A 23524-nucleotide genomic window follows, 5' to 3' on the forward strand; every position below is an offset into this window, starting at 1 on the left:
CATGAGCGGAACGATCATAGCTCCATCGATGCTTTCCGCCGATTTCGCAAGGCTTGGCGAAGAAGTGGAGGCTGTTGTGCGTGCGGGCGCCGATTGGATCCACCTCGACGTGATGGACGGACATTTCGTGCCAAACATCACCTTCGGCCCCCAGGTGGTGAAGGCGATGCGCCGGCACACCGACAAGGTGTTTGACTGTCACTTGATGATCGAGCCTGTCGATCCGTACCTCAAGTCATTTGCCGATGCGGGTGCGGACATCATTACGGTTCATGCCGAGGCGACGACCCACCTCGACCGCACGTTGCAGGCTATTCGCGATCTTGGAAAGAAGGCCGGCGTCTCACTCAACCCCTCAACGCCGGAAAACCTGATTGAATACGTGCTCGACCGGCTCGACCTGGTTCTGCTCATGACGGTCAATCCCGGTTTCGGCGGTCAGGCCTTCATCCCGGCGGTGGTCGAAAAGATTCGGCGTATCAAGGCGATGGTGGGCGAGCGCGCGATCGACATCGAGGTCGACGGCGGGATCACACGTGAAACCGTGCCGCTGGTCGCATCTGCCGGTGCCAATGTGATGGTCGCAGGTTCCGCCGTCTTCAAGGGCGGGACGCAGGCTGCATATGCGGAAAACATTTCCGCTATTCGAAAGGCGGCCGACGGTGCGCGAATACAGAACTATGGCTGAGTAACCGTTGGAATGCGCGGTGCTTTCTCCTTTTGCAGGCGTGCCGCCAGAGCGACGGCCAGTGCCTGTGCAAGGCACATCGGCGCGGCGAGGGAACGCGAGAAGGTGTATTCATACTCCGGAACGGAAAACAACAGATCCGCATTTTTCGCGAGTGGTGAAAGCGTGGAATCGGAAATCGCCAGGATCGGCACGCTTCGGCTCGCGGTATCTTCCATGATGTTTACGACTTCGTTTGCGTAGAAGCGGAACGATACCGCGATCAGCAAATCCTTGGTACTCGCAAGTTTAGCCCTGTGGGTTGCCAGGCCGCCGCCTTCGTTCAGAAGGATATTCGGCTTTCCAAGCATCGTAAGGACGTACTGCAAGAGCATCACGATCGGGGCCGAGCGCAACTGCCCGACGAGATAAATGGTTTTCGCTTTCTCCATCATTGCGGCCGCACGCTGGATCTCCGCACCGCTAACGTTGTTGAGAAGATCCTGAAGCGAGGCAATGTCACGCACGACGAGATCTTGCAGAAAACTGCCGGGCCCCGCCTGATCCGATTTTACGAGGTCCGTCTCCAGCGCCTTGATGCGCGCCTCGAAGCCGGGAGCGGCGGTCGACAGGCGGCGTTGAAATACCCCTTGAAGTTCCTTGAACCCCTTGTAGCCAAGCGATTGGGCAAAGCGGACGAAACTCGAAGCGTGAATACCGCGCAAGTCCGCAATGGCATTCACGGACATGACGGCCACATCATTGGGGTTCTGGGTCAGGTATTCGGCGATCCGCTGATAGGATTTGCTCATCCCCTCGTATCTCTCATGGATGATGCGGATAAGCTCTTCGTAATCTTTCGGCGGGGTGACGGTTTCCATTGACCTGTGCCTTGCAATTTTTATTGCATAATGCGCTGAATCCAGCGTCGCACGCAAGCTGCCGCAGGGGAGAATGAATGGGATCTGACGCCGCAGGGCAGGAGTTCATTCCGTCTTGAATTGGCAAAAAAATGTGACTGAGGTCAGTCGCACATCAAGTCAGGAGGAAACGGTTCAAGCGGTTCAGGTCCGATCTGAACTCACCGGTAATCAGCCGGAAACGACCGTGTACTCTGCGGCGGACATGACGCGCAGCAGTTCCTTGTGGCCGATTTTGGCCATTTCGAGCGGCGGGCTTACCTTCGGATCCTGTTCGGCCTCAACGACGAACCAGCCCTGATAACCGAAAGACGCCAGCCGATGGACGATCCGGCCAAAATCGAGATCGCCATCGCCCGGCACGGTGAAGGCGCCCTTGACGACAGCGTCGAGAAAGCTCTCCTTCGTGCGGTCCAGGCCGTTCACCACGTTTATCCGTACATCCTTGGTGTGGACGTGACTGATCCGCCTGTGGTGATGGTTGATGACGCGAATGACATCGCCGCCGGCCATGGCCATATGCCCGGCGTCATAGAGCAGTTTTACCGCTTCGCCGGTTTTCGACATGAAGTCGTCGAGTTCCGGTTCGGTTTCGATCACCGCGGCCATATGGTGATGATAGGCGATGGGCATGCCTTCATCGGCACACCATTCCGCGAACTCGGTCATCTTGCGGCCGTACTCCTCCATCTCCTTTTCGGAGAGCTTGGGTTTCGTCGCAAGCGGCTTGGTTCGATCGCCTTGAATGGAGCGCGCGGTCTCGCCGTAGACGATGCAGGGCGCATTCGCGGCGATGAAAAAGTCCATCTGCTCGCGAATACGCTCCTTCTCCCGCTCGATATCTCCAACGAGAAGCAGGCCTGAAAACCATCCGCCGCACACCGACATGCCGTATTTCTTCAATATGGGCCCGAGCTCCTGCATGTTCATCGGGAAGCGGCGGCCCGTTTCCATGCCGGTAAATCCCGCTTCGGACGCCTGGCGAAGGCATTCCTCGAGGCTCACGTCGTCGGAAAGCTCTTCAAGATCGTCATTCCACCATGCGATGGGGGCGATGCCCAGCTTTGCCTTAAGCATGACCGTCAAACTCCAACGCGCTGTTTCCCGCGAATCTCCTGCTGATGCGCCCGCGCGGCCCTGACGGTTTCGCGTTCGGAAACTTCTGGCACACCCACATCCCAATCCGCGTCGCCCGGCACCCAGGCGAATGCATCCGTCGCGATGGAAAGAACGGTGGTCTTGTCGTTGCCTTTCGCCCACTCCATGGCGGATTCAAGATCGGCAAGGCTCTCGCAATGACGGCCGTATGCGCCCATCGCCTCCGCGTGTTTGGCGAAGTCTACATGCATCGGATTTTCGCGATGCTCGATCCGGCAATCCTTCAGCAGGTTGTTGAAACCGGGCGTGCCCTTGAACTCCTGCAAGCGGTTGATGACCGCGAAACCGCCGTTGTCACAGACCACCACGATCATTTTCTTGCCGGTCAGGACGGATGAATAGATATCCGAATTCATCATCATGTAGGTGCCGTCACCCAGCATGACGATCGGCGTGCTCTTGCCTTCGTTCGCCATGGCGTTTCCCCAGCCGGCGGCGATCTCGTATCCCATGCAGGAAAACCCGAACTCCAGATCGAAAGTATTCGGGCTCTTGACCCGCCATCCTTTGGCGACCTCACCTGGAATTCCGCCGGCGGCGGCGATGAGGTTGTCGTTCTCGCCTGCGGCCTTGTTCACGACGCTCACGACCTGCGCATAGGTCGGCACGGGTGCGTTGGTGGGCAACTGGTGCTGGTCGAGGAGATGATTCCACTCTTTGAAGAGCGATTGCGCTTGCTCCATTCGGGAGGGCGAGGCCTTCCAGTCGGAGAGAGCCTCATCGATTTCGAGGATCGTCTCCAGCGCATCGCCAACGACCGAAAGTGCCAGATGCTTGGTGGCGTCGAAGCGCGCAGCATTGATCGAGATGAATTTCGCATCAGGGCTGAATGCCGTCCACGAACCTGTCGTGAAATCCTGCAGGCGCGTGCCGACGGCAAGGATGATATCGGCATCGCCGGCAAGCGCGTTCGCCGAAGTCGAGCCGATGATCCCGATCGGACCCGCGTGGGCCGGATGATAATGGGTAAGCGAGCCTTTGCCGGCGATGGTTTCGACGATGGGAATTCCCCGGTCGACGGCGAATTTCGCAAGGGTCTCCTCGGCGCCTGAGTAGCGAACGCCGCCGCCTGAGATGATCAGCGGCTTCTTTGCGCTCTTCAATAACTCAACCGCTTGCGCGACGCGTTGCCGGTCAGGGCGCGGGCGCGCAATGGTCCAGACTCTCGGTTCGAAGAAGGCCTCCGGGTAGTCGAAGGCCACTTCTTGGGTGTCCTGGCAAAGGCCGATGAAAGCGGGGCCGCAGTCTGCCGGGTCGAGCATCGTGGCGACGGCTTGCGGCAGCGAAGAGATGATCTGCTCGGGCAGGGTGATCCTGTCCCAATAGCGCGACACCGCCTTGAAGGCGTCGTTCACCGTCGTGGTCGGATTGCCGAAATGCTCCACCTGCTGCAACACCGGGTCGGGCACGCGATTGGCGAATGTGTCTCCGGCCAGAATTAGCACCGGCAGGCGGTTGGCATGGGCGGTGCCTGCGGCGGTCACCATGTTCAGGGCACCGGGGCCGATGGAGGAGGTCGCCACCATGATCTGGCGGCGGCGTTTTGCCTTGGCAAACCCGATGGCGGCAAGCGTCATCGATTGCTCGTTCTGGCCGCGCCACGTGGGCAGGCGGTCCTGCACGGCTTCGAGAGCTTCAGACAGACAGGTGACGTTGCCGTGCCCGAAAATTCCGAAGACGCCCGCGAAGAGCGGGACGCGCTTGCCATCGATCTCGGTGAACTGGCTGCACAGGTATTTGACCAAGGCCTGGGCCATGGTCAGACGGATGGTCGCCTGCGGCATGAAGCTCCTCCCTGCGTAATCATGAAATATTTACCGCATGAAATGTTTATTGACAATTGATATTGTTTGCAACAAAAATTGTCATCGGCGCGGGAGGATGATCCTAATCGCAAGTGCCGAATGGCATTTGCGTGGAATAGGCAAGGCGACTTTCAAGCCGCGTGTTTTTCGGCATTTGGCAGGCAAACGTCTTGCCGAAAACGATCGAGGTCAGCCACGCGCGCAATTGTCCTGAGAAACACGCTGCCGGGTGAGCCATGTTTGAGAAATTCGGATTGTTCATCAATGGAACCTGGCGCCAGGCCGCAGGCGGGGCGTCCGCCAGCGTTTTCAGCCCGGTGACGGAACAACCGCTTGGCGCCGCCCCGCAAGCCGCCATGGAAGATACCGAAGCCGCGCTGGCGGCGGCGGAGAATGGCTTTGCCGCCTGGCGTAGAACCTCGGCTTTCACGCGGGCCGATGCGCTTCACCGGATTGCCGACGAGATGATCGCCCGAGCCGAAGAAGCGGCGCGGATGATTTCCTCGGAGACGGGCAAGCCCTTGGCGCAAGCACAGCGCGAGTGGGGCCTTTCGGTCGACCAGTTTCGCTGGTATGCGGAAGAAGCACGCCGTATTTACGGGCGCATTGTCGAAAGTCGAGTGCCGGGAGGCCGTTTCGAGATCCACCTCGAGCCTGTGGGCATAGTGGCGGCCTTCACGGCGTGGAATTTTCCCGCCGCCCTTATCGCGCGCAAGGTTGCGCCCGCACTTGCTGCAGGCTGTGCGGTTGTCGTTCGCCCCTCTGGCCAGACGCCCGGCACGGCCATGGTGATGGTCGACTGCATTCGTGCCGGCGGACTGCCTGACGGAACAGTCAATCTCGTCGTCGGTCCGACGGGCAACACCTACGCGCCGATCATGGCTTCCAAGGCGGTGCGCAAGGTTTCGCTCACCGGCTCGACGCGTGTCGGACAGCAGATGATCCGCGATGCCGCGGACACCATGAAGAAGGTGTCGATGGAGCTTGGCGGCAATGCTCCTTGCATTATCTACGATGATGCGGACCTCGAAGCTGCGCTTGATGTCTGCGTTCCCACAAAATTCGCTAATTGCGGTCAGGTTTGCGTTACGCCCGACCGCTTCTACGTCCATGAAAGCCGGCACGATGCCTTCGTCGAAGGCTTTGTGAAAAGGGCAGGGAAAATAAAGCTGGGCGATGGGTTGGACGAAAGTGTCGGCATGGGACCTCTGATTAATGCGGGGCGGCTCAAGGAAATCGAGGCGACTGTGGAGAGCGCTGTAAATGCCGGCGCAAAAATCGCGACGGGAGGCCAGCGCCCCGCCGAGTTCAATTCCGGGCACTTCTTCGAGCCGACCGTGCTGATAGATGTGACCGACGACATGAAGGCCATGGCGGAAGAAAATTTCGGGCCGATCGCCGCCATCGCTCCGTTCTCTTCTGATGACGAGGCGATAGAACGCGCGAACGCCACCGATATGGGACTGGCGGCATATGCCTTCACCGGTTCGCCCGCTCGGGCGCGGCGCACGGTGGAGGAGCTCAAGTCCGGCATGGTCGGGATCAACAGCTTCGCGCTTGCGGCTTGCGAAGCGCCTTTTGGCGGAACCAAATTCTCAGGCATGGGCCGGGAGGGCGGTGCCGAGGGTATCGGCGACTATCTTGACGTAAAACTTTCCCAGAACGTGTTTTGAGGTCTGTATGCTTACGAACCCGCTCAAGCAAAAATGGGCCGACGGACAGCCGACGATCAATGGCTGGTGTTCCATCGGCAATCCTTTCACCGCCGAAATCATGGCGGCGCAAGGCTATGACTCGATATCGATAGATATCCAGCACGGAGCGCTGGATTACTCTGCGGCTCTGCCGATGTTTCAGGCGATGCGAGCATCCGGCGCGGTGCTAATGGCGCGCGTTCCCTGGCTTGATCCCGCGAGCATTATGAAGGCGCTGGATGCCGGCGCCATGGGGATCATCTGTCCGATGGTAAATACCCCCGAACAGGCGGCCGAGTTCGTCAGCTACATGCGATATCCCCCGCTCGGGCAAAGGAGCTTCGGCCCGACGCGCGCGGGCTTTGCCATGAAAGGATATGGCGTTCAGGCAAATGATGCGGTTCTGGCTTTTGCCATGATCGAGACCGCGCAAGGAATGGAATATCTTGAGGAAATCGCCGCAACTCCCGGCCTTGACGGAATTTACGTGGGGCCCGCCGATCTCACCCTCGGCTTGACCGAAGGGCGGTTGCCGCCCGGTTTCGACCGGGAGGAGGAGGAAATGCTCGCCGCGATCCGGCGTATCGCGGAAGTGTGCAAGGCCAAGGGCATCTATGCCGCGTTACATTGCGGGACGCCCGATTATGCCGCGAAGGCGATTGGCTGGGGCTTCAATATGACGACGGTTTCCGGAGACGCGCGTCTTCTGGCGGCTGCGGCCGGTGCTTCCGTCGCAAGGTTTCGCGAGCTTACGGGCGCTGCGGCCGAGAGAAACGAGAAGGGGGGCTACTGATGCCTCATGTTCTCGTCGTGGGAAAAATCCACGCCTCCGGTATTAGGCTATTGGAGGAAACGCCTGATTTGACTTTTGAAACGGTCGATGGCGTTACCGAGGAAAGCTACGCGCCTTTAATCCACAATGCGGATGCGCTGGTAATTCGCACGCAGCCCATGACCGCGCCGACCATAGCAATGGCCAAACGTCTGAAGGTCGTGTCGCGCCATGGTGTTGGATACGACGCTGTTGACGGAAAGGCTCTTGCGCGACGAGGTATTCCGCTGGTCGTAGTGGGCGACGTCAACTCGATCTCGGTTGCCGAACATTCGCTGATGATGATGCTCGCGGCAACCAAACTTGCCATTCGATCCGACAGAGCAGTGCGGGATCACAATTGGTCCTGGCGCAATGGCCTTGAAGCCGGAGAACTCTCCGGCAAGAACCTGCTCATCGTAGGTTACGGCCGAATAGGGCGCCGCGTAGGCGCGCTCGCCTCTGCATTCGAGATGACGGTCCGCGCATTTGATCCATACCTTGCCGCGAAAGGGTGGCCGGAGGGGGAGGTCGCGCCAGCGGAAACGCTGCATGACGGCTTGGCTTGGGCGGATGTGGTCTCGGTCAACGTTCCCAGACCTGATCGCCCGTTGATTGGCCGGAAGGAACTGGCCGTCATGAAACCCGCCGCCGTCCTGGTGAACACGGCGCGGGGAGGGATTGTCGACGAAGATGCTCTGATCGCGGCGTTGCAGGAGGGAAAGCTTCGCGCGGCGGGCCTGGATGTATTCGATGACGAACCGCCGGCGCCTGAAAATCCCTTGCTGAAGATGGACAATGTCGTGCTGTCGCCGCATATCGGCGGGTTGACGCGTGAAGGTGGCGAGCGTCTGGCCCTTCATTCGGTCCGCAATGTCATCGACTTTTTCGCAGGCCGGCTCGATCCGGAACTGGTCGTCAATGGAGTGCTGCAGAATGCCTGACAAGCCCAGTCTCGGCATTGGCTTGATAGGGACCGGTTTCATGGGCAAGGCGCATGTCTTCGGCTATGTATCCGCCGAACGCGTGTTCGAACTGCCTTTCAATTTTATCCTGCGTACCGTGGCAGATATTTCGACGGTAGCGGCTCAAGGTGCTGCAAGCAGGTTCGGCTTCGCCAGGTCAACGCCGGATTGGCGGACGATCGTGGACGATCCTGAAATCGATATCGTCAGCATTACGGCGCCGAACGCCCTTCACAAGGAAATGGCGCTTTCGGCAATTGCGGCGGGAAAGCATGTCTACTGCGAAAAGCCCTTGGCACCGCTTGGTCGTGACGCACGCGAAATGGCGGAGGCGGCGGAACGCGCCGGCGTGAAAACGCAGGTCGGTTTCAACTATCTCTGCAATCCGATGGTGGCTCTGGCACGCGAAATGATCGAGGCAGGCGAACTGGGAGAAATCCGCGGCTATCGCGGCCTGCATGCGGAAGATTACATGTCCGATGCCTCCGCGCCTTTCACCTTCCGACACGACCTGGCCGGTGGTGGCGCGTTGGCCGATCTCGGTAGCCATGCGCTGGCCACGGCCGAGTTTCTTTGCGGACCGATCGCTGCGGTGATGGGCGATTGCGTTACCGCGATCGACGAACGTCCCGACGGCCATGGCGGCATGCGCAAGGTGGAAGTCGACGATGTCGGGCGTGCATTTATCCGCTTCGAAAACGGTGCCTCGGGTTCGATCGAGGGTAATTGGATTGCAACCGGCCGGAAGATGCAGCACGAATTCGAGATATACGGGACGAAAGGTGCGCTCGCATTCTGCCAGGAGCGCTTCAACGAACTTCATTTCTATTCCAATGACGACGCCTTGGGCCGGCAGGGTTTTCGGCGCATCGAAGCGGGCCCTGACCATCCTCCCTATGGGTTGTTTTGCGTCGCACCCGGTCACCAGCTCGGGTTCAACGACCTGAAGGCGATCGAGATCGCCCGCTTTGTGGAAGCGATCGCGAACACGCGGAAGGAACCCTTCAATTTCCGCGCGGGCCTACGCATCCAGACGCTTGTCGAAACGATCTGGGAGTCATCACGGCAAAAAAGCTGGATGACAGTTTGAGGTGCGCATTCGAAAACAGTTGGTGCCATTTAATTAGGGATGAAAACCATGCTGAGGATTGCAGTACTTGGCTGCGGCAGGATTGGTGTCATGCATGCAGCAAACGTGTGCGCGCATCCGCGTGCGCAACTGGCCGGGGTCTATGACATAAATTCGACTGCGGCCGAAAACTGCGGGAAGGTACATGGCGTCAGAGTATTCCAGTCGGCGGACGAAGTGTTCGCAAGTCCGGAGGTGGATGCCGTTCTGATCGCCACGGCGACCAGCACGCATTCCGACTATATCGAAGCGGCGGTCGAGGCCGGCAAGCCGGTTCTTTGCGAAAAGCCGATCGACCTGGACCTCAAGCGGGTGGAATTATGCAAGAGCCGCATCGCCGGTACCGATTTGCCCATCATGCTGGGGTTCGTGCGCCGCTTCGATCCGGGCCACCGTGCCGCGCGCCAGGCGATGTTGAGCGGAGAGATCGGTGAACTGCACCAGATTGTCATCACCTCGCGCGATCCGGGAATGGCGCCCGACACTTACATCGAAGCGTCGGGCGGCATCTTTCGCGACATGACGATCCATGATTTCGACCTGGCACGCTTCATGCTCGGCGAGGAAGTCGAGACAGTCTCCGCCATGGGATCGCGCCTTGTCGACCCCGCGTTGATGGAGAAGTGCAACGACTACGACACGGTTGTCGCGGTCCTTGTGACGAAGAGCGGCAAGCAGGCGATCATCACCAATTCCAGAGAGGCGGCCTATGGCTACGATCAGCGTGTCGAACTTTTCGGCAGCAAGGGAATGGTGATCTCCGAGAACCGTCACGAGAATCATGTGACGAAGCATCTAAGACATGCAACGAATGTTGCGTCGCCTCTCCTGAATTTCTTCATCGAACGCTATGAAGACGCATTCAAAGCTGAAATCGGCCATTTCGTCGATGTGGTCGAAGATGGCGCACCGCTGGAAGTCGGCTTTGAGGATGGGCGACTGGCGTTGATACTGGCGGAAGCGGCCTTCACATCGATTGAGGAGGGAAGGGCGGTCAGGATCGGCGAAACCGCGCGGTCCTGACACCGCTGCAAAGTGAGCCCTTAAAATACCAGACGGCGGTCAGTCCTCGGGATTTCACGCAACATGTCCGGCGTGGGATGTCCCGGTCGGGGCGGCGTGTCTATCTTCTGAGGCTCACCGGTAGCTGCCGCTCTTTCGATGGCAAGCATTGCACGAACGTCGGCAAGCCCTTCCTCGCCATCCGGCTCGGGTCTGACGCCGTTCAGGATGCAATCCGAGAAATAAGCGGTCTGTCCGCCGAAATGGTCGACCGGGGGCGAGGTCTTCTCGAAAACCACTTTTTCGTTCTGCCGCATAAGGAGCTTCGTATCCGTCTCGAAGCGGAAGCCGGGTTCGAGAGTCATTTCACCCTTCGTACCGATGACGCGATAGGTGTCGAGCGTATCCGCTCCGAAGCTTGCGATGAATTGCGCGAAACGGCCACCGGGAAAGCGGAGCGTGACCGCTATGGCTTCCTCGACTTCGCCGAAGCGAATATCATCTTCGCCACTACCCTGCATGGCGATAGCTTCGATCGGTTCGGCGGCAAAGACATGTCGCGCGGCATTGAGACAATAGACGCCGATGTCCTGCAGCGGTCCGCCCCAGTGCTCCGCCTTGAGCCTGTGGTTGCTTGCGTCTGCCTGATAGGAAAAGACGGAGGTGAAGAGGCGTGGATCGCCGATCGCGCCGTTGCGGATCTGCTCCAGCACCTCGATTGTGCCCGGGTCCGTGTGGAGCCTGTATGCTGTCATCAGGAAGACGCCGGCTTCGGCTGCAGCGGCGATCATCGCCTCGCATTCCGCTTCCGTTATGGCAAGAGGCTTCTCCACGAGCAGATGCTTGCCGGCCCTGGCTGCGCGGATCGCGTAGTCCGCATGCAGCGAATTGGGAAGGGCGATATAGACGGCATCGACGACATCGGCGTCCAGCATCTCGTCGTAACGATCATAGGAGTAGATATTTTCAATGCCATAAAAGTCGGCGAGTTTGGCAGCGTTTTCGGCGTTTCCGGTAACAATTGCCGTCAATTCGGAATTTCCGGTCTGTGCGACGGACGGCATGAAGGCTTGTTGCGAAATCCAGCCAGCGCCGACAACGGCATAGCGTATCTTCTTCATGAATCACTCCAAAAGAATCGGCCCCCGAAAGGCGGGGGCCGATTGCCTTTCCATTGGCGGGTTACTGCGCGAGGCAGCTATCGGCATTGTCCGGAGTGCAGACGTCAAGGCCGGTGTAAATCGGGTCTTCGACCGACTTGCCTTCCGCGAGATCCTTCAGCACGAACATTGCCCTATAACCCATTTCAAATGGGCGCTGTCCAACCTGACCATTCGACAGGCCGTCTTTCAACTGCGCCATCTGCATGGGAAGCGTATCGGCCACAATAATGGACAGTTCTCCAGACTCCATCTTGTCCTTGTAGGGTTCTGCCGCCTGGCGATATGCGTTGTCAAACCACTGGGTGAAGGCGCCGGTGGAAATAAAGGCCGTCAGATCGGCTTCCTTCGCAAGGATATCGGTCATTCCCTGGATCGCCTTGTTGCCGTCGTCATCCGTGATGAGCGGGCAACCTGCGACTTCGGTCCATCCGTTTTCTCCGCTAAGCGGCTCGCCCGGAGGCGTGCCCGTGTCCTTCCCGGACAGCGTATCGCGAATTCCTTTCAGGCGTTCGTTGTGGTTCGCAGCCGCAGCACCGCCCGTTTGCAGACAGACCTTGCCACCGTCCGGGTGCCGCGCCATTGCGATCTTTGCCAGGTTCACGCCGATGTCGTAATTCTTCGTGCCGACAAACGTGGCGCGGATCCCCTTGTCCTCCTCAAGAAGATCGGCATCCCAGGTCATTACCGGGATTCCGGCTTCCACTGCCGCCTTGAGGGCCTTGCCCATGGCCGGCGCGTTAGACGGCGATACGGCAATACCGTCGACACCCTGGCTGATGAGGTCCTGAACGATCTGGATCTGTTCAAGCTCTGTATGCTCGCCGGGTCCGATATAATTGCAGGTCACGCCTTCGAGTTCTTCCTGAGCCTTGTAGCAGCCGTCGCGTGCCAGGTCGAAGAAGGGGTTGTTCATCGCTTTTGGCACGAGCGCGAAGTTGTAATCGGCGGCAAGGGCGCCCGCTGGCGGTAGCGCTACCGCTGCCATGATCGCTGCATACATCAGTTTCTTCATGATGATGGTCTCCTCCCATCTGGTTTGTAGTCGCGGAGGGTTCTCCTCAGGACCTGCCGCGATTGCGGATCTGTTCCAGAAGCACAGCCAGGATCAGGAACAGACCAACAAAGAACTGCTGCCAAAGAGCATCGATGCCGGCGAGCAGCAGACTGTTTCGGATGAGTTCCATGAGTGCGGCGCCGATCGGCGCGCCAAAGGCGTAGACGACGCCGCCCATAAGGTTGGCACCGCCAATGACGGTTGCCGCGATAACATTGAGCTCGTAGGTCAGGCCTAAAGCGTTGGTCACGGAGCCGAACCAGCCGACCAGCAGGAAGGCGGCAAGACCCGCGCAACAAGAACAAAGCACATAGACGGAGACGATGACGCGCTCGACCGGTATGCCGGCCAGCTTCGCCGCGTCTGCGTTGCCGCCGATCGCGATGACCCAGCGGCCCCAGGTCGAATAGCGCCATACCCACCAGAACACCACGGTCAGGATCATGAGGACCCAGACCGGATTGGGTACGCCAAACACGCTCTCGCCGCCGATCCATTCGAAGAGTTCCTGATCGGGGCCGAAGTCGTAGATCATCTTGTTATTGGAAATGACCATGGCGATGGATCGGGCCATGGCCAGCATTCCAAGCGTAACGACGAATGGCGCCATCCTGACATAGGCGATCAAGATGCCGTTGATGAGTCCGACGATGGCCGCTGCGCCCATGCAGGCAATAAAGCCGAATCCGATCCCGTAACCTGCCTGCATAACAAGGCCTGTGACGATGCCGGCGAGCCCCATGAGGGACCCGACGGAAAGATCGATTCCCGCGGTGCAGATAACCGCCGACATTCCGAGCGCCATGATGCCGAAAAAGGCGAAATTCCTCGTAATATTGAAGAAATTGCGCTCGGTGAGGAAGACGTCCGAGATGAAACTCATGACAACGCCGATGGCGATAAGCGCGATGAATACCCAGAATGGTTGAGTTTTCAGCGCCGCCTGCAGCCCCGACATTTCCTGACGAGAGGTGATACTTTCGTCGATTTCCGCGTGCGATTTTTGCGTCGTATCGGTCATGCGTTCTCAATCGCCCCCGTTATCAGGCCCGTAACTTCCTCTGGGCTTGTTTCGCTGATCTGCTTGTCCGCGACCTTGGTGCCGCGGCGCAGGACCGAAACGCGGTCGCAAACTTCGAAGACATCGGGCATGCGGTGCGAAACCAGGATGACGGCGTGGCCGGAATCCTTCAGTCGATGGATAAGGTTAAGGACCTCGGCGACCTGGCGAACCGATATGGCCGCCGTCGGTTCGTCCATGAGTACTAACTTCGGATCGGAAAGGCGCGTTCGGGCGATCGCCACGGCCTGGCGCTGGCCACCGGACATCTGCTTGACAAGATCGCGTGGCCGGGTTTCGGACTTCAGTTCCCGAAAGAGCTCGGCGGCCTTTTCGAACATCGCCTTGTGGTCGAGGTAGCTGATTGGGCCAAATTTCTTGCGAATCTCCCTGCCAAGAAACACGTTGGCGGCCGCCGTGAGATTGTTGCAAAGGGCCAGATCCTGATAGACGATCTCAATACCGTTGTTGCGGGCATCGACTGGTTTGTTGAAATGTACTTCCGAGCCATTGATCCGGATCTTGCCCGCCGTGGGCAGGAAGTTTCCGGCAATAATGCGCATCAATGTCGACTTGCCGGCGCCATTGTCGCCCATCAGACCGACGGCTTCGCCCTCGCTGATTGTCAGATCAATGCCCTGAAGAGCGTGGATCGCGCCAAAACTCTTCGTAACGCCTTCAAGTTGAAGCAGGCTCACTTGGCATCCTCCTCCCGAATGTCGTGGCGCTTGGCTTGGAAATATTTATCGCCGATGTTTTTATGTTACGCAGCGGTATTGTATGCAATAATCATTGCAAAATGACGTAATTGTCAATTATTTTTTCACCAATCGTGCCTCTGAACGGCCCTCCACGTTGGCCCGATGAGCAAGCAGGCCGGAGCTATTGAACGCTATCGGTTGTTCGCATGACCTAATTCTCGTTCAGGTGGGTTCACCTGATCAGTTAATCGCCAAAAAAAGGGGGAGGAATGAGACGATGCATGAAGCGATACGAAGCGGAAATATCGCGGTCGTCACGGGCGGCGCATCGGGCATCGGATTTGCGGCGGCACGCCGGTTCGCCGATTTGGGTCTTCGGGTCTGTATTGCGGATCTTCCAGGCGAAACGCTGGATGCCGCGAAGAAAAAAATGGGTGCCGTTGACCGTGTGCTCGCTGTGCCGACGGATGTGTCGGATATCGATCAGTTGAAGGCGCTCAAGCTGCGTGTCCAGTCTGAGTGGGGGCAACCCGACGTGCTGATGAACAATGCCGGTGTGCAGCCCGGCAGTTCGATATACGATGCCGAAGGCACCTGGCAGCGCACCATCGACGTCAACATGTGGGGCATCATCCGCAGCGCACAGATCTTCGCGCCGGACATGGTCGCTGCCAACCGACCAGGCCTCATTATAAATACCGGCTCGAAGCAGGGGATCACGACACCGCCTGGCGATCCCGCCTATAATGTATCGAAGGCCGGTGTAAAGGTGTTCACGGAGGCGCTTCAGCATGAACTGCGCAACACGCCCGCTTGCAGGGTCGAGGCGCGCCTTTTCATACCAGGGTTCGTTTTCACGCCTTTGACTGCACGCGGACGGACCGGCAAGCCGGATGGCGCTTGGACGCCGGAACAGACAGTGGATTTTCTGTTCGGGGCGCTCGAACGCGAAGACTTTTACATCCTTTGTCCCGACAACGAAGTCGATCGTGAAACGGACGAAAAACGCATCCTTTGGGCTGCGGGAGACATCGCGGAAAACCGTCCCCCGCTGTCGCGTTGGCATCCCGACTACGGGGCGGCCTTCGCCGGTTGGCTCAAAAGCTGAGCCATGATCGCATTTCCGGGTGGGAGCCAGACCATGATCAGGCGCGATGTTGGAAATACCGGCATTCAAGTTACCGAACTGAGCTTCGGGACCTCAGCTCTGGGAAGCATGCCGGACACCTACGGCTACGAGGTCACGGAGGAGGGGGCACGCGAGACGCTTCAAATGGTGTTTGCCGGCCCTGTCAATATGCTCGACAGTTCCCGCAACTATGGCTTCGGGCGCAGTGAGGAAAGGATAGGCGCCGTCATTCGGGAAATGGGCGGGCTGCCGGAAGGATTCGTGATTTCCACAAAACTCGATCGGGACATGGAAACCGGGCGGTTCGATGCGGCGCGAGCGCGCAGATCACTCGAGGAAAGCCTTGAAGCATTGTCGCTCGAAAGTGTTCAGATCCTGCATCTGCATGATCCCGAGCACTCGGCCGACCTTGATGGAATCACACGTCGCGGCGGTGCCCTGGATGAGCTTTTCAGGATCAAGGAGGAGGGGCTGGCCCGAGCGGTTGGACTCGCCATGGGCAGGATCGATATGATGTTTCCGCTTCTGAAGGATTGGCCTTTCGATGTGCTCATCAATCACAATCGTTATACGGTTTTGAACCGAAGCGCCGACGAGATGTTCTCCTGGGCGCATGAGGCGGGAATGGCTATCATCAATGCGGCCCCGTTCGCCGGCGGTATCCTGGCCAAGGGTAGTGCGCAGACAAACCGGGTCGCCTATCAGGAAACCGAAGACGAAGGCCTTGCGCCCGTCCGGGAATTCGAGGCGATCTGCACTCGGTGGAATGTCGCCCCCGGCGCGGCGGCTCTTCAGTTTTCAATGCGCGATCCAAGGATTACGTCAACGCTTGTCGGTGTGTCCCGCCCGCAGAGTATCGAGCGGAACCTGAGATGGGCATCAGTGGCGATTTCGCCCGAATTTTGGGATGCGCTTAAAGATCTGCCATATTCGATGGAGGACCCCGAAGCGAACCGGGTATACCGGCCGGGTTGAGCTGAAATGCCAAAGCGCAGCGAGCCGTCATGGCAGTGTTTGGAATTACGGTGATAGCGGTTCTGCAGGCACAGGCGGGGCCGCGTCATAACCACCCCAGACGGACTGGTCGAAATGAATGACGGCTCCGGTCATCATGCCGCTGTCGTTCGAGGCGAGAAAAGCTACAGCCCTTGCGACTTCAGCTGGATCGAGAAGTCGGCCGAAAGGCTGCGCCGCGGCCGCTTTGTCCAGCCAATCCGCGTCGGCCTTATGGTAGGTGCGTTGCGTGAGGTCTTCGCCGTCTGAAGCCATCCAGCCAATGTCGAGCTGGTTGACGCGGATTCGGTTGCGCATGAGCGCGTAACCGGAGTTGCGGGTAAGCGTCGCCAGAGCGCCTTTCGATGCGCAATAGGGCGCGATGAACGGCTGCCCGGCACGCTCCGAAGTTGAGCCGATATTCACGATTGCTCCCTCGGTCCCTTCGCGGATCATGACCTTTGCAGCTCCCTGCATCAGGAAGAAGGGGGCGCGGGTATTTACGGCGAACATACGGTCGAAGAGTTCAGGCGAAGTGTTCAGAAGATTTCCCCGGTCGGTTATGCCGGCTGCATTGACGAGAATATCTATCCGGCCAAATAATATGTCGGCCGTTTCGATCACGTTACTACAGTCTTCGACGCGGCCAAGATCGGCCGTGACGAACTCGACCCTGATCCCGTGTGCGGAGGAAATATCTTCCGCGACGGCCTGTCCCTTGTCGCTGGTTCTGCCGCAGGTGACAAGGCCTGCAGCGCCAGCGGCGGCGAATTGACGGGCGATAGCCGCCCCAAGTCCTTGTGTCCCGCCCGTGACGATGGCGATTTTTCCATCAAGCCTGTTCATTTTTTCCACCCAATTTGAAGTATGATTTTCATCGTTATGGCTCACGGATGCTCGGGTAGCGTCAGATCGACCGGTGCACCCATATCGATTGCCGTGACCAGTTGCTCCGCGACTGTTGTCGCTACGAATCCGTCCCAGGCTGTGGCGCCTTCGTTTTTGTGCGTTCCATCGAGCAGAGAGTTGATCCAGGACTGATCCTGAATCCGATAGGCATCGGCAAAACGGGGGATCCAGTTTTCCGGGAAGGCGCCCCGCTCGGCTCGGTCAAGCCTTGTGCGGGTCAATGCCGGATGGGCCATGGAAGTAGTTCCTCGTGTCCCTGCGATTTCGCAATGCACGTGGTAGCCGTAGTCCGCATTCATGAAAACTTCTGTAGATACGATGGCGCCGGTATCCGTTTCCAGCGTAATCATGAGTGGGTCGCCCTTCGGAATGTCTCCGGCGCTTGGCGCTTCCGTAACGTGCCCGCGGACAAATTCGGCGCCCAGAAGCCAGCGCGTGACGTCAATCTCGTGAACGAATGAATTTGTCAAAGCCATATGCGCTGTAAACCATTCGGGAGCCCGGGCATTCCTGTGCTGGTTGTGCACGATCCTTGGAATGCCGATCGAGCCTGTTGCGAGAGTCGATTTCAATTCAGCGTAACAGGGATCGAACCGGCGCATGAAGCCGACCTGCACCATCTTCTTGCCGAGCTCTTGCTCCTTCCGCACGATTTCGAGGCACTGGGCCGCGTCGATTGCCAGGGGCTTTTCGCAAAGGACTGGCTTGCCGGCCTCCAGACATGCCATCACGGTATCCTTATGCGTATGGTCCGGGCTTGCAACAACGACCGCGTCTACGTCTGTCGAGCGAATGAGTTGCAGAGGATCTGTGAAAACGCTCGCATTGCCGGCGACCGCCCGCGCTCTTTCTTCCTCGGGATCGGCGACGCCGCCAAGAACAGCGCCTCGAACCTCCCGTGCAAACAGACGCGCATGATCTGCGCCCATCACGCCCGTACCCACAACTCCCACTCGAATAGTCATTACCGAGGATTCCCGTATTAGCGTGGGGAGCCACGAGGTTCCCTCAGTCTCGCTCTGTACTTCGACGTTCCGGACTGGAGGTTGATAGTAGGGCTTACTGCCACGAAATCAATAAAAATTGTCAAAAGATAAATTCAGCAATCTTTCATGTTTGCATCTGGGGCGCATTGAATGCCGGAGATTCGCGGTGCCCTGCATCCGGGGCAATTCCCGCCAGAACTGGCCGGATTGGGCAGGATTTGCTCAAAACTATCTTTTGGCGGCGTAATAAGAAATTCTGCGTTCCAGGTAGGCCAGAAACTCAGAAATGGTGAAGGCCATTCCAAAGAGAACGATCAAAACCGCCCAGAAATGCGCCATCAGGAAATTGTTCGAGTAAAGCTCGAAGAGCGCGCCAAATCCGACGATGGAAATGAGTAGTTGTCCGATGATTACGCCTTTCACGGCCCGGATCACACCAATCCGAACGCCGCCCAGAATTTCGGGCAATGCGGCCCAGAAATAAACCTTGGTGAAGGCGGCGAGCGGCGAAGCGCCGAAGCATCGTGCCATTTCCACGAGCGAGCGGTTGATCTGCAGGACGCCGGCGCGCGAGTTGAGAATGATGATCCAGATCGCGAACAGCGTCGTCGTGATGACGATCGACTTCATTCCGAAGCCGAAGAGCACCATTAGAACGGGAACCAGTGCCGTTAAAGGAGCACTCAGGAAAATGTTCACCCAAGGCAGGAGTAGCTCGTCAATCAGCCGGTTCTTGCCCATCAAAATGCCGGTCGGAATCCCGATGGCCACGGAAAACAATACGCCCATGAAAAACGCGTAGGCGGTTTCCATCAAAGCCTTCTGGAATGCAGGCGTCCCGAGAACCGAATAGAGAGTGACAAGCACCTCGGACAAGGGCGGTACGAAAAAGGTCAGGCCGGATCGTCCGACGATCTCCCAGATCATGCCCCAGAGTATCAGAGATGACATGGCTGGAAGGCGTATGCCGAAAACCCGCATTTCAACTCCTATTCCACGTAAGTGCGCAGCGAGGCCCAGATCCTGTCGACGATGTCGAGGTATTCCAGATCGCGGCGGATGTTCTCGGCCCCCTTGGAACGGAAGCCGGCGGGGCGAATGATTTCGGAAACACGGCTCGGGCGCGGTAGGAGAATCGCGATCTGGTCGGAAACGTAGACAGCCTCTTCGATTGAATGGGTGACGAAGATGAATGTCTTGTTTTCGGTTTGGACGAGGTTCAGAAGATCTTCTTGAAATTTTCTCCGCGTCTGTTCGTCGACGGCCGAGAAAGGTTCGTCCATCAAAAGCACTTCACTGTCGACTGCGAGAGCCCGCGCTAATCCTACCCTCTGGCGCATGCCGCCAGACAATTCGTGCGGATAGTTCTTCTCAAAGCCCGCCAGGCCTACGTCACGGATATACTTCTCTGCGACAGCCTCTCGCTCAGATTTTGCGACGCCGCGCAATTCAAGCCCGAACGCGACGTTCCTCAAGACACTTGCCCATGGAAGCAGCGCGAAATCCTGAAATACGAAGGCGCGGTCGGGACCAGGGCCTGTCACCGCGCGGCCGTTCACCTCCACTTCGCCGGAGGTCGGTTCCAGAAGCCCGGCGATGATCTTCAACAAGGTGGTCTTGCCACAACCGGAAGGACCGAGGAGCGACGTCAACTGCCCCTTCGGAAAATCGAGCGAGAGGTTTCTCAGCGCCTCGACGGGTCCGTAGTTCTTGGAGATTTTTCGGGTCGAGACGGCATTTTCGACCTTGAAGCCGGAAGCTTCGACCACGTTTTTCCTAGTCGGAGACATATCCACGAACGTTTCCTGCAAAGAGGGTTGCCTCGATCTTTTCCAGAAGGTTCAGGAACAGGACCGCGAGGAAGATTATCGAGAAGATTGCGGCGTACATGCTCGGGTAGTCGGCGATGGATCGGCTGTAGGTGATGATATCGCCGATGCCGGTAGGTGTGATTTTGAGTTCGGAAAGGATTGCACCGATGAAGCCCGCCGAGATGCCCAGCCGAAGGCCGGAGAAAATGACCGGAGAGGCAGCGGGGATTATTATTTTGAGGATTACCTCATAGTCGCTAGCAAGAAACGAGCGGCCCATTTCCGTAAGCGATGTCGGTGTGTTGCGTACGGCGCCGGCGGTGTTCAGTACGATCACCGGCATCGCCATGATGCAGACCACGAAAACCTTCGACGTCAGGCCGATCCCGTATGCCATCACCAGAAGCGGTATCAGGGCGGCGAGGGGGGCTGCCTGCATCACAATGAAGATTGGTGAAAACAGCCAGTCGAACCAGGAACTGAGCCCGATCCATAATCCGAGCGCGATCCCGAGAGTGGCCGAAATCGCGATGCCGACGGCGAGCGGTTGCAGAGTTTCGGCGTAGGCGGAAAAAAGCCTCCCGTCGATCGTCATATGCACCAGCGCATTCATGGACTCCAGGAAGGTAGGAAAGGCATAGCTCACCGGAATGCGGCCGGCGATTTCCCAGGCGCTGAAAACTATTACGGCTGACAGTACCTTTAAAACGAGCGAACGGTTTGGCATGTGCGAAAACGCTGTTTGTGCGATAGGGCAGAGCGCGCCGGCAGCATCGCGGCAGGCGCGCCCTTTCTGATTATTTCTTTGCGGCGTCTAGCGGCGCGAGATACCAGAAATCTTCGATATTGAGGCTCGCGGCATCGCCCTCCAGCTGGCCCGCCTGGCTGTACCATTCCATGTCGGCCGCAGCGGCCTTGCGTCCTCCGCCGTCAGGATCGTAGAGCCCGCCTTCGACCGCTTCCTTGTAGAAGTCGTCGAGCCCGTCGAGAATTTCCTTCGGAAGCTGGCCGATCGGACCTTCCGGATCGGTTTCCTTGCTGATGATCGTCGGGTCGTCGTTCATGTCGCGCCAGACGCCGAGCAGGGCATTCACGAGGATCTGCACATCGGCCTCGTTGGCCTTGATCCAGTCGAGATTGGCGAAGAGCGCTTCGTCGGAAGCGTCGACTTCGAACATCGGCAGCACGTTGAACTTGTCGCCGTGCTGGCGCATGATCTTGTTCTTGTTCGACAGATCGATGATTGTCGCATCCGCCTGACCTGCGATCAGTGCCACCACCCGGTTGGCGGAACCTGGAACGTAAGAGCGTTCCCCGAACTTGATGCCAACTTTGTCCTCGATCACATTCGCGATGGAATCGGTCCCGCCTCCGCGCGAGTGCAGCAGTATTGGCTCGCCGTTAAGGTCTTCGAGCTTCTCGTATTTCTTGGTGGTCACCGGAAAGAATTTCAGCTTGGAAAGCTGGAATATGATCCTGACCGGAGCCTTGGAGCGCTGCATGGCGGCGTAGGGCGTGCCGAAGCCAATGTCCATTTGTCCGCTTAGGACTGCCTGTATCGCCAGTTCCTCATCCGAAAATGCGGTCCATTCATAGTCGAGTCCATTAGCCTTGGCGCGGTCTAGAGCGACGAAAAACGCTGCCAATTCATCCGAGGGCGTTTCGGCAAGCGCGATACGGATCTTATCCGCGCTGGCGACCGACATTGTCAGCCCGACCACCAGCGGCAGTAATGCCGCGGTGACGGCCAGTTTTTTGAGAAACCGTTTCATTGTCTCCTCCCTTGTGGCGTTTCTTCCCTTTCCCTTTTTCCGGAGCCTTGGCGTCAAGCGATGCCGGCTCTCTTTGCAGGGCTTAAACTTCTCCGAAAAGCCGAGCGGAAACCGATCCCAGATGCTCGCGCATTGCGGCATGGGCGGTTGCCGGGTCGCGTGCTTCGATGGCGTCTGCGATCCTTTCATGTTCGTCGAAACTGGAGTGATCGCTCGGCGGACGGGTCGAATGGCGCACAACCGCATTCCATGCCACCGCCCGCCTTACCTGGTTGAGCTGATCGAACAAGGCCAGCAGCAGAACATTGCCGGTCGCCTCGGCGATCGAGCGATGGAATACGTCGTCATGCGCTTCGTATTCTTCCCAGCTCGAAGCTTCCAAGGCTTTGTCGCGTGCCACCTTGATGCGTATTACTGCTTCGTCCGACGCATTGATGGCGGCTTCGCGGGCGATAGCAGGCTCGAGCGATAGCCGGGCGCGCATCATGTGCACAGGGGATACCTGCTGGCTCAATGCAGCCAGGCATCCCGACCTTGCGTCGTTCCCATGTGCCGCGATGAAGGTACCTTTGCCGACGTGGCGCCAGATCGCACCCTCCCGCTCCAGCGTTTCCAGGGCTTTACGGAGGGTTGTTCGGCTCATGCCGAGGCTGCCGATCAGTTCTCGTTCCGGTGGAAGGCGGTCTCCGGGCTTGTAGTTTCCGGCCTTGATGAAGGCCCGAAGCACGGATATCGCATCTCCGTAATCCGATGTGTCGGTTCTCGTCAGCACATTCGAGGCTCGAAATTGGTTGATCAATCAAGCAGGATTGGTCTAGCGTAACGCCGAATATGCCGCTGCGGCAACCTAAATTCGCGAATTAGATAAATTGGTTGCGATTGGTCTGGGCGCGGCTCATGTGTGAAATAAAGTCGGTGCAAAGACCTGTCGGAGGATTTCATGTCGCAATTTGTCATCGAAAAACCGTCTGTTGTCGCGATTCCGGTGGCTGGAAGCGAAGCGCTTTTTCCTGTGCGCCGGGTTTATTGCATCGGACGAAATTACGCCGCGCACGCTATCGAAATGGGTCACGATCCCGACCGTGAACCGCCCTTTTTCTTTCAGAAGAACCCGGACAATCTCAATCCATCAGGCGTGTTTCCATATCCGGCAAAGACCTCCGACGTCCATCATGAGGTGGAGATGGCCGTCGCGCTGAAAAGCGGAGGGCGGAATATTCCCCTGGACGATGCGTTGAATCATGTCTTCGGCTACGGCCTTGCGCTCGACATGACCCGGCGCGACCTGCAAGGCGAAGCCAAGAAACTCGGCCGCCCATGGGAAATAGGCAAAGCTTTCGAGAAATCGGCGCCAGTCGGCCCCCTTCATCCGGTTTCCGAAGTCGGCCATCTGGACAGCGGTCGCGTGGAACTCAAGATCAATGGGCAAGTGCGACAGGAAGGCGACCTCAATCAGATGATCTGGAAGGTCCCGGAGATGATCTCGTTTCTGTCGGAATATTTCGAGCTGGCACCGGGCGACATTATCCTCTCGGGCACGCCTTCAGGTGTGGGGCCGGTTACGAAGGGGGATGTCATGGAGGTTGCGATCGAGGGTCTAGGTGCCATGACAGTCAAGGTCGTTTGAACTTTGGTTGTTCTGCCATTCCCTTATCGAACGATGCCGGGCGCGACGTAGATTGCGTTGGGGATTGCTCCCATTATCGCCGATGCCATCGGTAAACGCTGAATTGCCCTTTGCTGATCGACCGGTCATATGTCGACAAGATCGACGGCTTAATCGGCGAACAAGGGG

At 58.2% G+C, this 23524-nt stretch carries 23 protein-coding genes; 9 read left to right on the plus strand and 14 right to left on the minus strand.

What is annotated here, in order from left to right:
- The first annotated feature begins 1 nt into the window (after position 1).
- Entirely contained in the window at positions 2-688 is a 687-nt protein-coding gene (gene rpe / locus GR183_RS03630; RefSeq protein ID WP_160774253.1) for a ribulose-phosphate 3-epimerase, read from the plus strand.
- Here rpe and GR183_RS03635 read toward each other — a convergent pair.
- From GR183_RS03635 to iolD, 3 genes are all read right to left on the minus strand, one after another.
- Positions 679-1548 (minus strand): MurR/RpiR family transcriptional regulator, encoded by an 870-nt coding sequence (locus GR183_RS03635; RefSeq protein ID WP_160774254.1) that lies wholly within the window; start codon positions 1546-1548, stop codon positions 679-681. The genes rpe and GR183_RS03635 overlap by 10 nt on opposite strands.
- A gap of 210 nt (positions 1549-1758) precedes the next feature.
- Positions 1759-2664 (minus strand): myo-inosose-2 dehydratase, encoded by a 906-nt coding sequence (gene iolE, locus GR183_RS03640; RefSeq protein WP_160774255.1) that lies wholly within the window; start codon positions 2662-2664, stop codon positions 1759-1761.
- Between the two features lie 5 nt (positions 2665-2669).
- On the minus strand, positions 2670-4529 hold the full coding sequence (gene iolD, locus GR183_RS03645; RefSeq protein WP_160774256.1) for a 3D-(3,5/4)-trihydroxycyclohexane-1,2-dione acylhydrolase (decyclizing): 1860 nt from the start codon (positions 4527-4529) through the stop codon (positions 2670-2672).
- A gap of 257 nt (positions 4530-4786) precedes the next feature.
- Between iolD and GR183_RS03650 the strand changes: the two genes are divergently transcribed.
- Genes GR183_RS03650 through iolG form a run of 5 tightly spaced genes read left to right on the plus strand, consistent with a single transcriptional unit; the run spans position 4787 to position 10172 of the window.
- Positions 4787-6223 (plus strand): NAD-dependent succinate-semialdehyde dehydrogenase, encoded by a 1437-nt coding sequence (locus GR183_RS03650; protein ID WP_160774257.1) that lies wholly within the window; start codon positions 4787-4789, stop codon positions 6221-6223.
- Between the two features lie 7 nt (positions 6224-6230).
- Entirely contained in the window at positions 6231-7037 is an 807-nt protein-coding gene (locus tag GR183_RS03655) for an HpcH/HpaI aldolase family protein (RefSeq protein ID WP_160774258.1), read from the plus strand.
- Positions 7037-7999, plus strand: coding sequence for a hydroxyacid dehydrogenase (locus GR183_RS03660; RefSeq protein WP_160774259.1), 963 nt, complete (start codon positions 7037-7039; stop codon positions 7997-7999). Before GR183_RS03655 ends, GR183_RS03660 begins: the two co-directional genes overlap by 1 nt.
- The gene (locus tag GR183_RS03665; RefSeq protein ID WP_160774260.1) at positions 7992-9110 is read left to right on the plus strand and encodes a Gfo/Idh/MocA family protein; all 1119 of its coding nucleotides are present in this window, start codon (positions 7992-7994) and stop codon (positions 9108-9110) included. Before GR183_RS03660 ends, GR183_RS03665 begins: the two co-directional genes overlap by 8 nt.
- Positions 9111-9158: 48 nt before the next feature.
- The gene (gene iolG, locus GR183_RS03670; protein WP_160774261.1) at positions 9159-10172 is read left to right on the plus strand and encodes an inositol 2-dehydrogenase; all 1014 of its coding nucleotides are present in this window, start codon (positions 9159-9161) and stop codon (positions 10170-10172) included.
- A gap of 20 nt (positions 10173-10192) precedes the next feature.
- On the opposite strand, the gene GR183_RS03675 is transcribed toward iolG, so the two are convergent.
- The 4 genes from GR183_RS03675 to GR183_RS03690 form a co-directional block, all read right to left on the minus strand.
- On the minus strand, positions 10193-11272 hold the full coding sequence (locus GR183_RS03675) for a Gfo/Idh/MocA family protein (RefSeq protein WP_160774262.1): 1080 nt from the start codon (positions 11270-11272) through the stop codon (positions 10193-10195).
- Positions 11273-11333: 61 nt separating this feature from the next.
- The gene (locus GR183_RS03680) at positions 11334-12326 is read right to left on the minus strand and encodes a sugar-binding protein (RefSeq protein ID WP_160774263.1); all 993 of its coding nucleotides are present in this window, start codon (positions 12324-12326) and stop codon (positions 11334-11336) included.
- A 46-nt stretch (positions 12327-12372) separates the two neighbouring features.
- Entirely contained in the window at positions 12373-13389 is a 1017-nt protein-coding gene (locus tag GR183_RS03685; protein WP_160774264.1) for an ABC transporter permease, read from the minus strand.
- A complete protein-coding gene (locus GR183_RS03690) occupies positions 13386-14126 on the minus strand; it encodes an ATP-binding cassette domain-containing protein (RefSeq protein WP_160774265.1) in 741 nt (246 codons plus the stop codon). The genes GR183_RS03685 and GR183_RS03690 overlap by 4 nt, the downstream gene beginning before the upstream one ends.
- Before the next feature lie 280 nt (positions 14127-14406).
- Here GR183_RS03690 and GR183_RS03695 point away from each other — a divergent pair, with 280 nt between their 5' ends.
- Entirely contained in the window at positions 14407-15237 is an 831-nt protein-coding gene (locus tag GR183_RS03695; protein ID WP_160774266.1) for an SDR family NAD(P)-dependent oxidoreductase, read from the plus strand.
- Between the two features lie 33 nt (positions 15238-15270).
- Positions 15271-16233 (plus strand): aldo/keto reductase, encoded by a 963-nt coding sequence (locus GR183_RS03700; RefSeq protein WP_160774267.1) that lies wholly within the window; start codon positions 15271-15273, stop codon positions 16231-16233.
- Positions 16234-16278: 45 nt separating this feature from the next.
- Here the strand turns inward: GR183_RS03700 and GR183_RS03705 are convergent, their stop codons facing one another.
- From GR183_RS03705 to GR183_RS03735, 7 genes are all read right to left on the minus strand, one after another.
- Positions 16279-17097, minus strand: a complete 819-nt coding sequence (locus tag GR183_RS03705; RefSeq protein ID WP_160774268.1) for an SDR family oxidoreductase — start codon at positions 17095-17097, stop codon at positions 16279-16281.
- A gap of 41 nt (positions 17098-17138) precedes the next feature.
- A complete protein-coding gene (locus tag GR183_RS03710) occupies positions 17139-18125 on the minus strand; it encodes a Gfo/Idh/MocA family protein (protein ID WP_160774269.1) in 987 nt (328 codons plus the stop codon).
- 249 nt (positions 18126-18374) lie between these two features.
- Positions 18375-19127 carry an ABC transporter permease gene (locus GR183_RS03715; RefSeq protein WP_160774270.1) on the minus strand — a complete coding sequence of 251 codons (753 nt, stop codon included), beginning with the start codon at positions 19125-19127 and terminating at the stop codon, positions 18375-18377.
- A gap of 8 nt (positions 19128-19135) precedes the next feature.
- Positions 19136-19936 (minus strand): ABC transporter ATP-binding protein, encoded by an 801-nt coding sequence (locus tag GR183_RS03720; RefSeq protein ID WP_160774822.1) that lies wholly within the window; start codon positions 19934-19936, stop codon positions 19136-19138.
- Entirely contained in the window at positions 19923-20684 is a 762-nt protein-coding gene (locus tag GR183_RS03725) for an ABC transporter permease (RefSeq protein ID WP_160774271.1), read from the minus strand. Before GR183_RS03725 ends, GR183_RS03720 begins: the two co-directional genes overlap by 14 nt.
- Positions 20685-20754: 70 nt before the next feature.
- The gene (locus GR183_RS03730) at positions 20755-21729 is read right to left on the minus strand and encodes an ABC transporter substrate-binding protein (protein WP_160774272.1); all 975 of its coding nucleotides are present in this window, start codon (positions 21727-21729) and stop codon (positions 20755-20757) included.
- An 82-nt stretch (positions 21730-21811) separates the two neighbouring features.
- Entirely contained in the window at positions 21812-22501 is a 690-nt protein-coding gene (locus tag GR183_RS03735; RefSeq protein ID WP_160774273.1) for a FadR/GntR family transcriptional regulator, read from the minus strand.
- A 168-nt stretch (positions 22502-22669) separates the two neighbouring features.
- On the opposite strand from GR183_RS03735, the gene GR183_RS03740 reads away from it, so the two are divergent.
- Positions 22670-23356, plus strand: coding sequence for a fumarylacetoacetate hydrolase family protein (locus GR183_RS03740; protein ID WP_160774274.1), 687 nt, complete (start codon positions 22670-22672; stop codon positions 23354-23356).
- The last annotated feature ends 168 nt before the right edge of the window (positions 23357-23524 follow it).

Origin of the sequence: Stappia sediminis (assembly GCF_009826895.1) — a bacterium.
GTDB classification, from domain to species: domain Bacteria; phylum Pseudomonadota; class Alphaproteobacteria; order Rhizobiales; family Stappiaceae; genus Hongsoonwoonella; species Hongsoonwoonella sediminis.

What these genes read in the sequence shown, in the direction of transcription:
- GR183_RS03675 (WP_160774262.1), bottom strand. Translation starts at nt 11,272, where the DNA reads ATGAAGAAGATACGCTATGCCGTTGTCGGCGCTGGCTGGATTTCGCAA.
- GR183_RS03650 (WP_160774257.1), top strand. Translation starts at nt 4,787, where the DNA reads ATGTTTGAGAAATTCGGATTGTTCATCAATGGAACCTGGCGCCAGGCC.
- GR183_RS03680 (WP_160774263.1), bottom strand. Translation starts at nt 12,326, where the DNA reads ATGAAGAAACTGATGTATGCAGCGATCATGGCAGCGGTAGCGCTACCG.
- GR183_RS03740 (WP_160774274.1), top strand. Translation starts at nt 22,670, where the DNA reads ATGTCGCAATTTGTCATCGAAAAACCGTCTGTTGTCGCGATTCCGGTG.
- iolD (WP_160774256.1), bottom strand. Translation starts at nt 4,529, where the DNA reads ATGCCGCAGGCGACCATCCGTCTGACCATGGCCCAGGCCTTGGTCAAA.
- GR183_RS03695 (WP_160774266.1), top strand. Translation starts at nt 14,407, where the DNA reads ATGCATGAAGCGATACGAAGCGGAAATATCGCGGTCGTCACGGGCGGC.
- GR183_RS03700 (WP_160774267.1), top strand. Translation starts at nt 15,271, where the DNA reads ATGATCAGGCGCGATGTTGGAAATACCGGCATTCAAGTTACCGAACTG.
- GR183_RS03705 (WP_160774268.1), bottom strand. Translation starts at nt 17,097, where the DNA reads ATGAACAGGCTTGATGGAAAAATCGCCATCGTCACGGGCGGGACACAA.
- GR183_RS03635 (WP_160774254.1), bottom strand. Translation starts at nt 1,548, where the DNA reads ATGGAAACCGTCACCCCGCCGAAAGATTACGAAGAGCTTATCCGCATC.
- GR183_RS03715 (WP_160774270.1), bottom strand. Translation starts at nt 19,127, where the DNA reads ATGCGGGTTTTCGGCATACGCCTTCCAGCCATGTCATCTCTGATACTC.
- GR183_RS03660 (WP_160774259.1), top strand. Translation starts at nt 7,037, where the DNA reads ATGCCTCATGTTCTCGTCGTGGGAAAAATCCACGCCTCCGGTATTAGG.
- iolE (WP_160774255.1), bottom strand. Translation starts at nt 2,664, where the DNA reads ATGCTTAAGGCAAAGCTGGGCATCGCCCCCATCGCATGGTGGAATGAC.
- rpe (WP_160774253.1), top strand. Translation starts at nt 2, where the DNA reads ATGAGCGGAACGATCATAGCTCCATCGATGCTTTCCGCCGATTTCGCA.
- GR183_RS03665 (WP_160774260.1), top strand. Translation starts at nt 7,992, where the DNA reads ATGCCTGACAAGCCCAGTCTCGGCATTGGCTTGATAGGGACCGGTTTC.
- GR183_RS03725 (WP_160774271.1), bottom strand. Translation starts at nt 20,684, where the DNA reads ATGCCAAACCGTTCGCTCGTTTTAAAGGTACTGTCAGCCGTAATAGTT.
- iolG (WP_160774261.1), top strand. Translation starts at nt 9,159, where the DNA reads ATGCTGAGGATTGCAGTACTTGGCTGCGGCAGGATTGGTGTCATGCAT.
- GR183_RS03730 (WP_160774272.1), bottom strand. Translation starts at nt 21,729, where the DNA reads ATGAAACGGTTTCTCAAAAAACTGGCCGTCACCGCGGCATTACTGCCG.
- GR183_RS03685 (WP_160774264.1), bottom strand. Translation starts at nt 13,389, where the DNA reads ATGACCGATACGACGCAAAAATCGCACGCGGAAATCGACGAAAGTATC.
- GR183_RS03720 (WP_160774822.1), bottom strand. Translation starts at nt 19,936, where the DNA reads ATGTCTCCGACTAGGAAAAACGTGGTCGAAGCTTCCGGCTTCAAGGTC.
- GR183_RS03710 (WP_160774269.1), bottom strand. Translation starts at nt 18,125, where the DNA reads ATGACTATTCGAGTGGGAGTTGTGGGTACGGGCGTGATGGGCGCAGAT.
- GR183_RS03655 (WP_160774258.1), top strand. Translation starts at nt 6,231, where the DNA reads ATGCTTACGAACCCGCTCAAGCAAAAATGGGCCGACGGACAGCCGACG.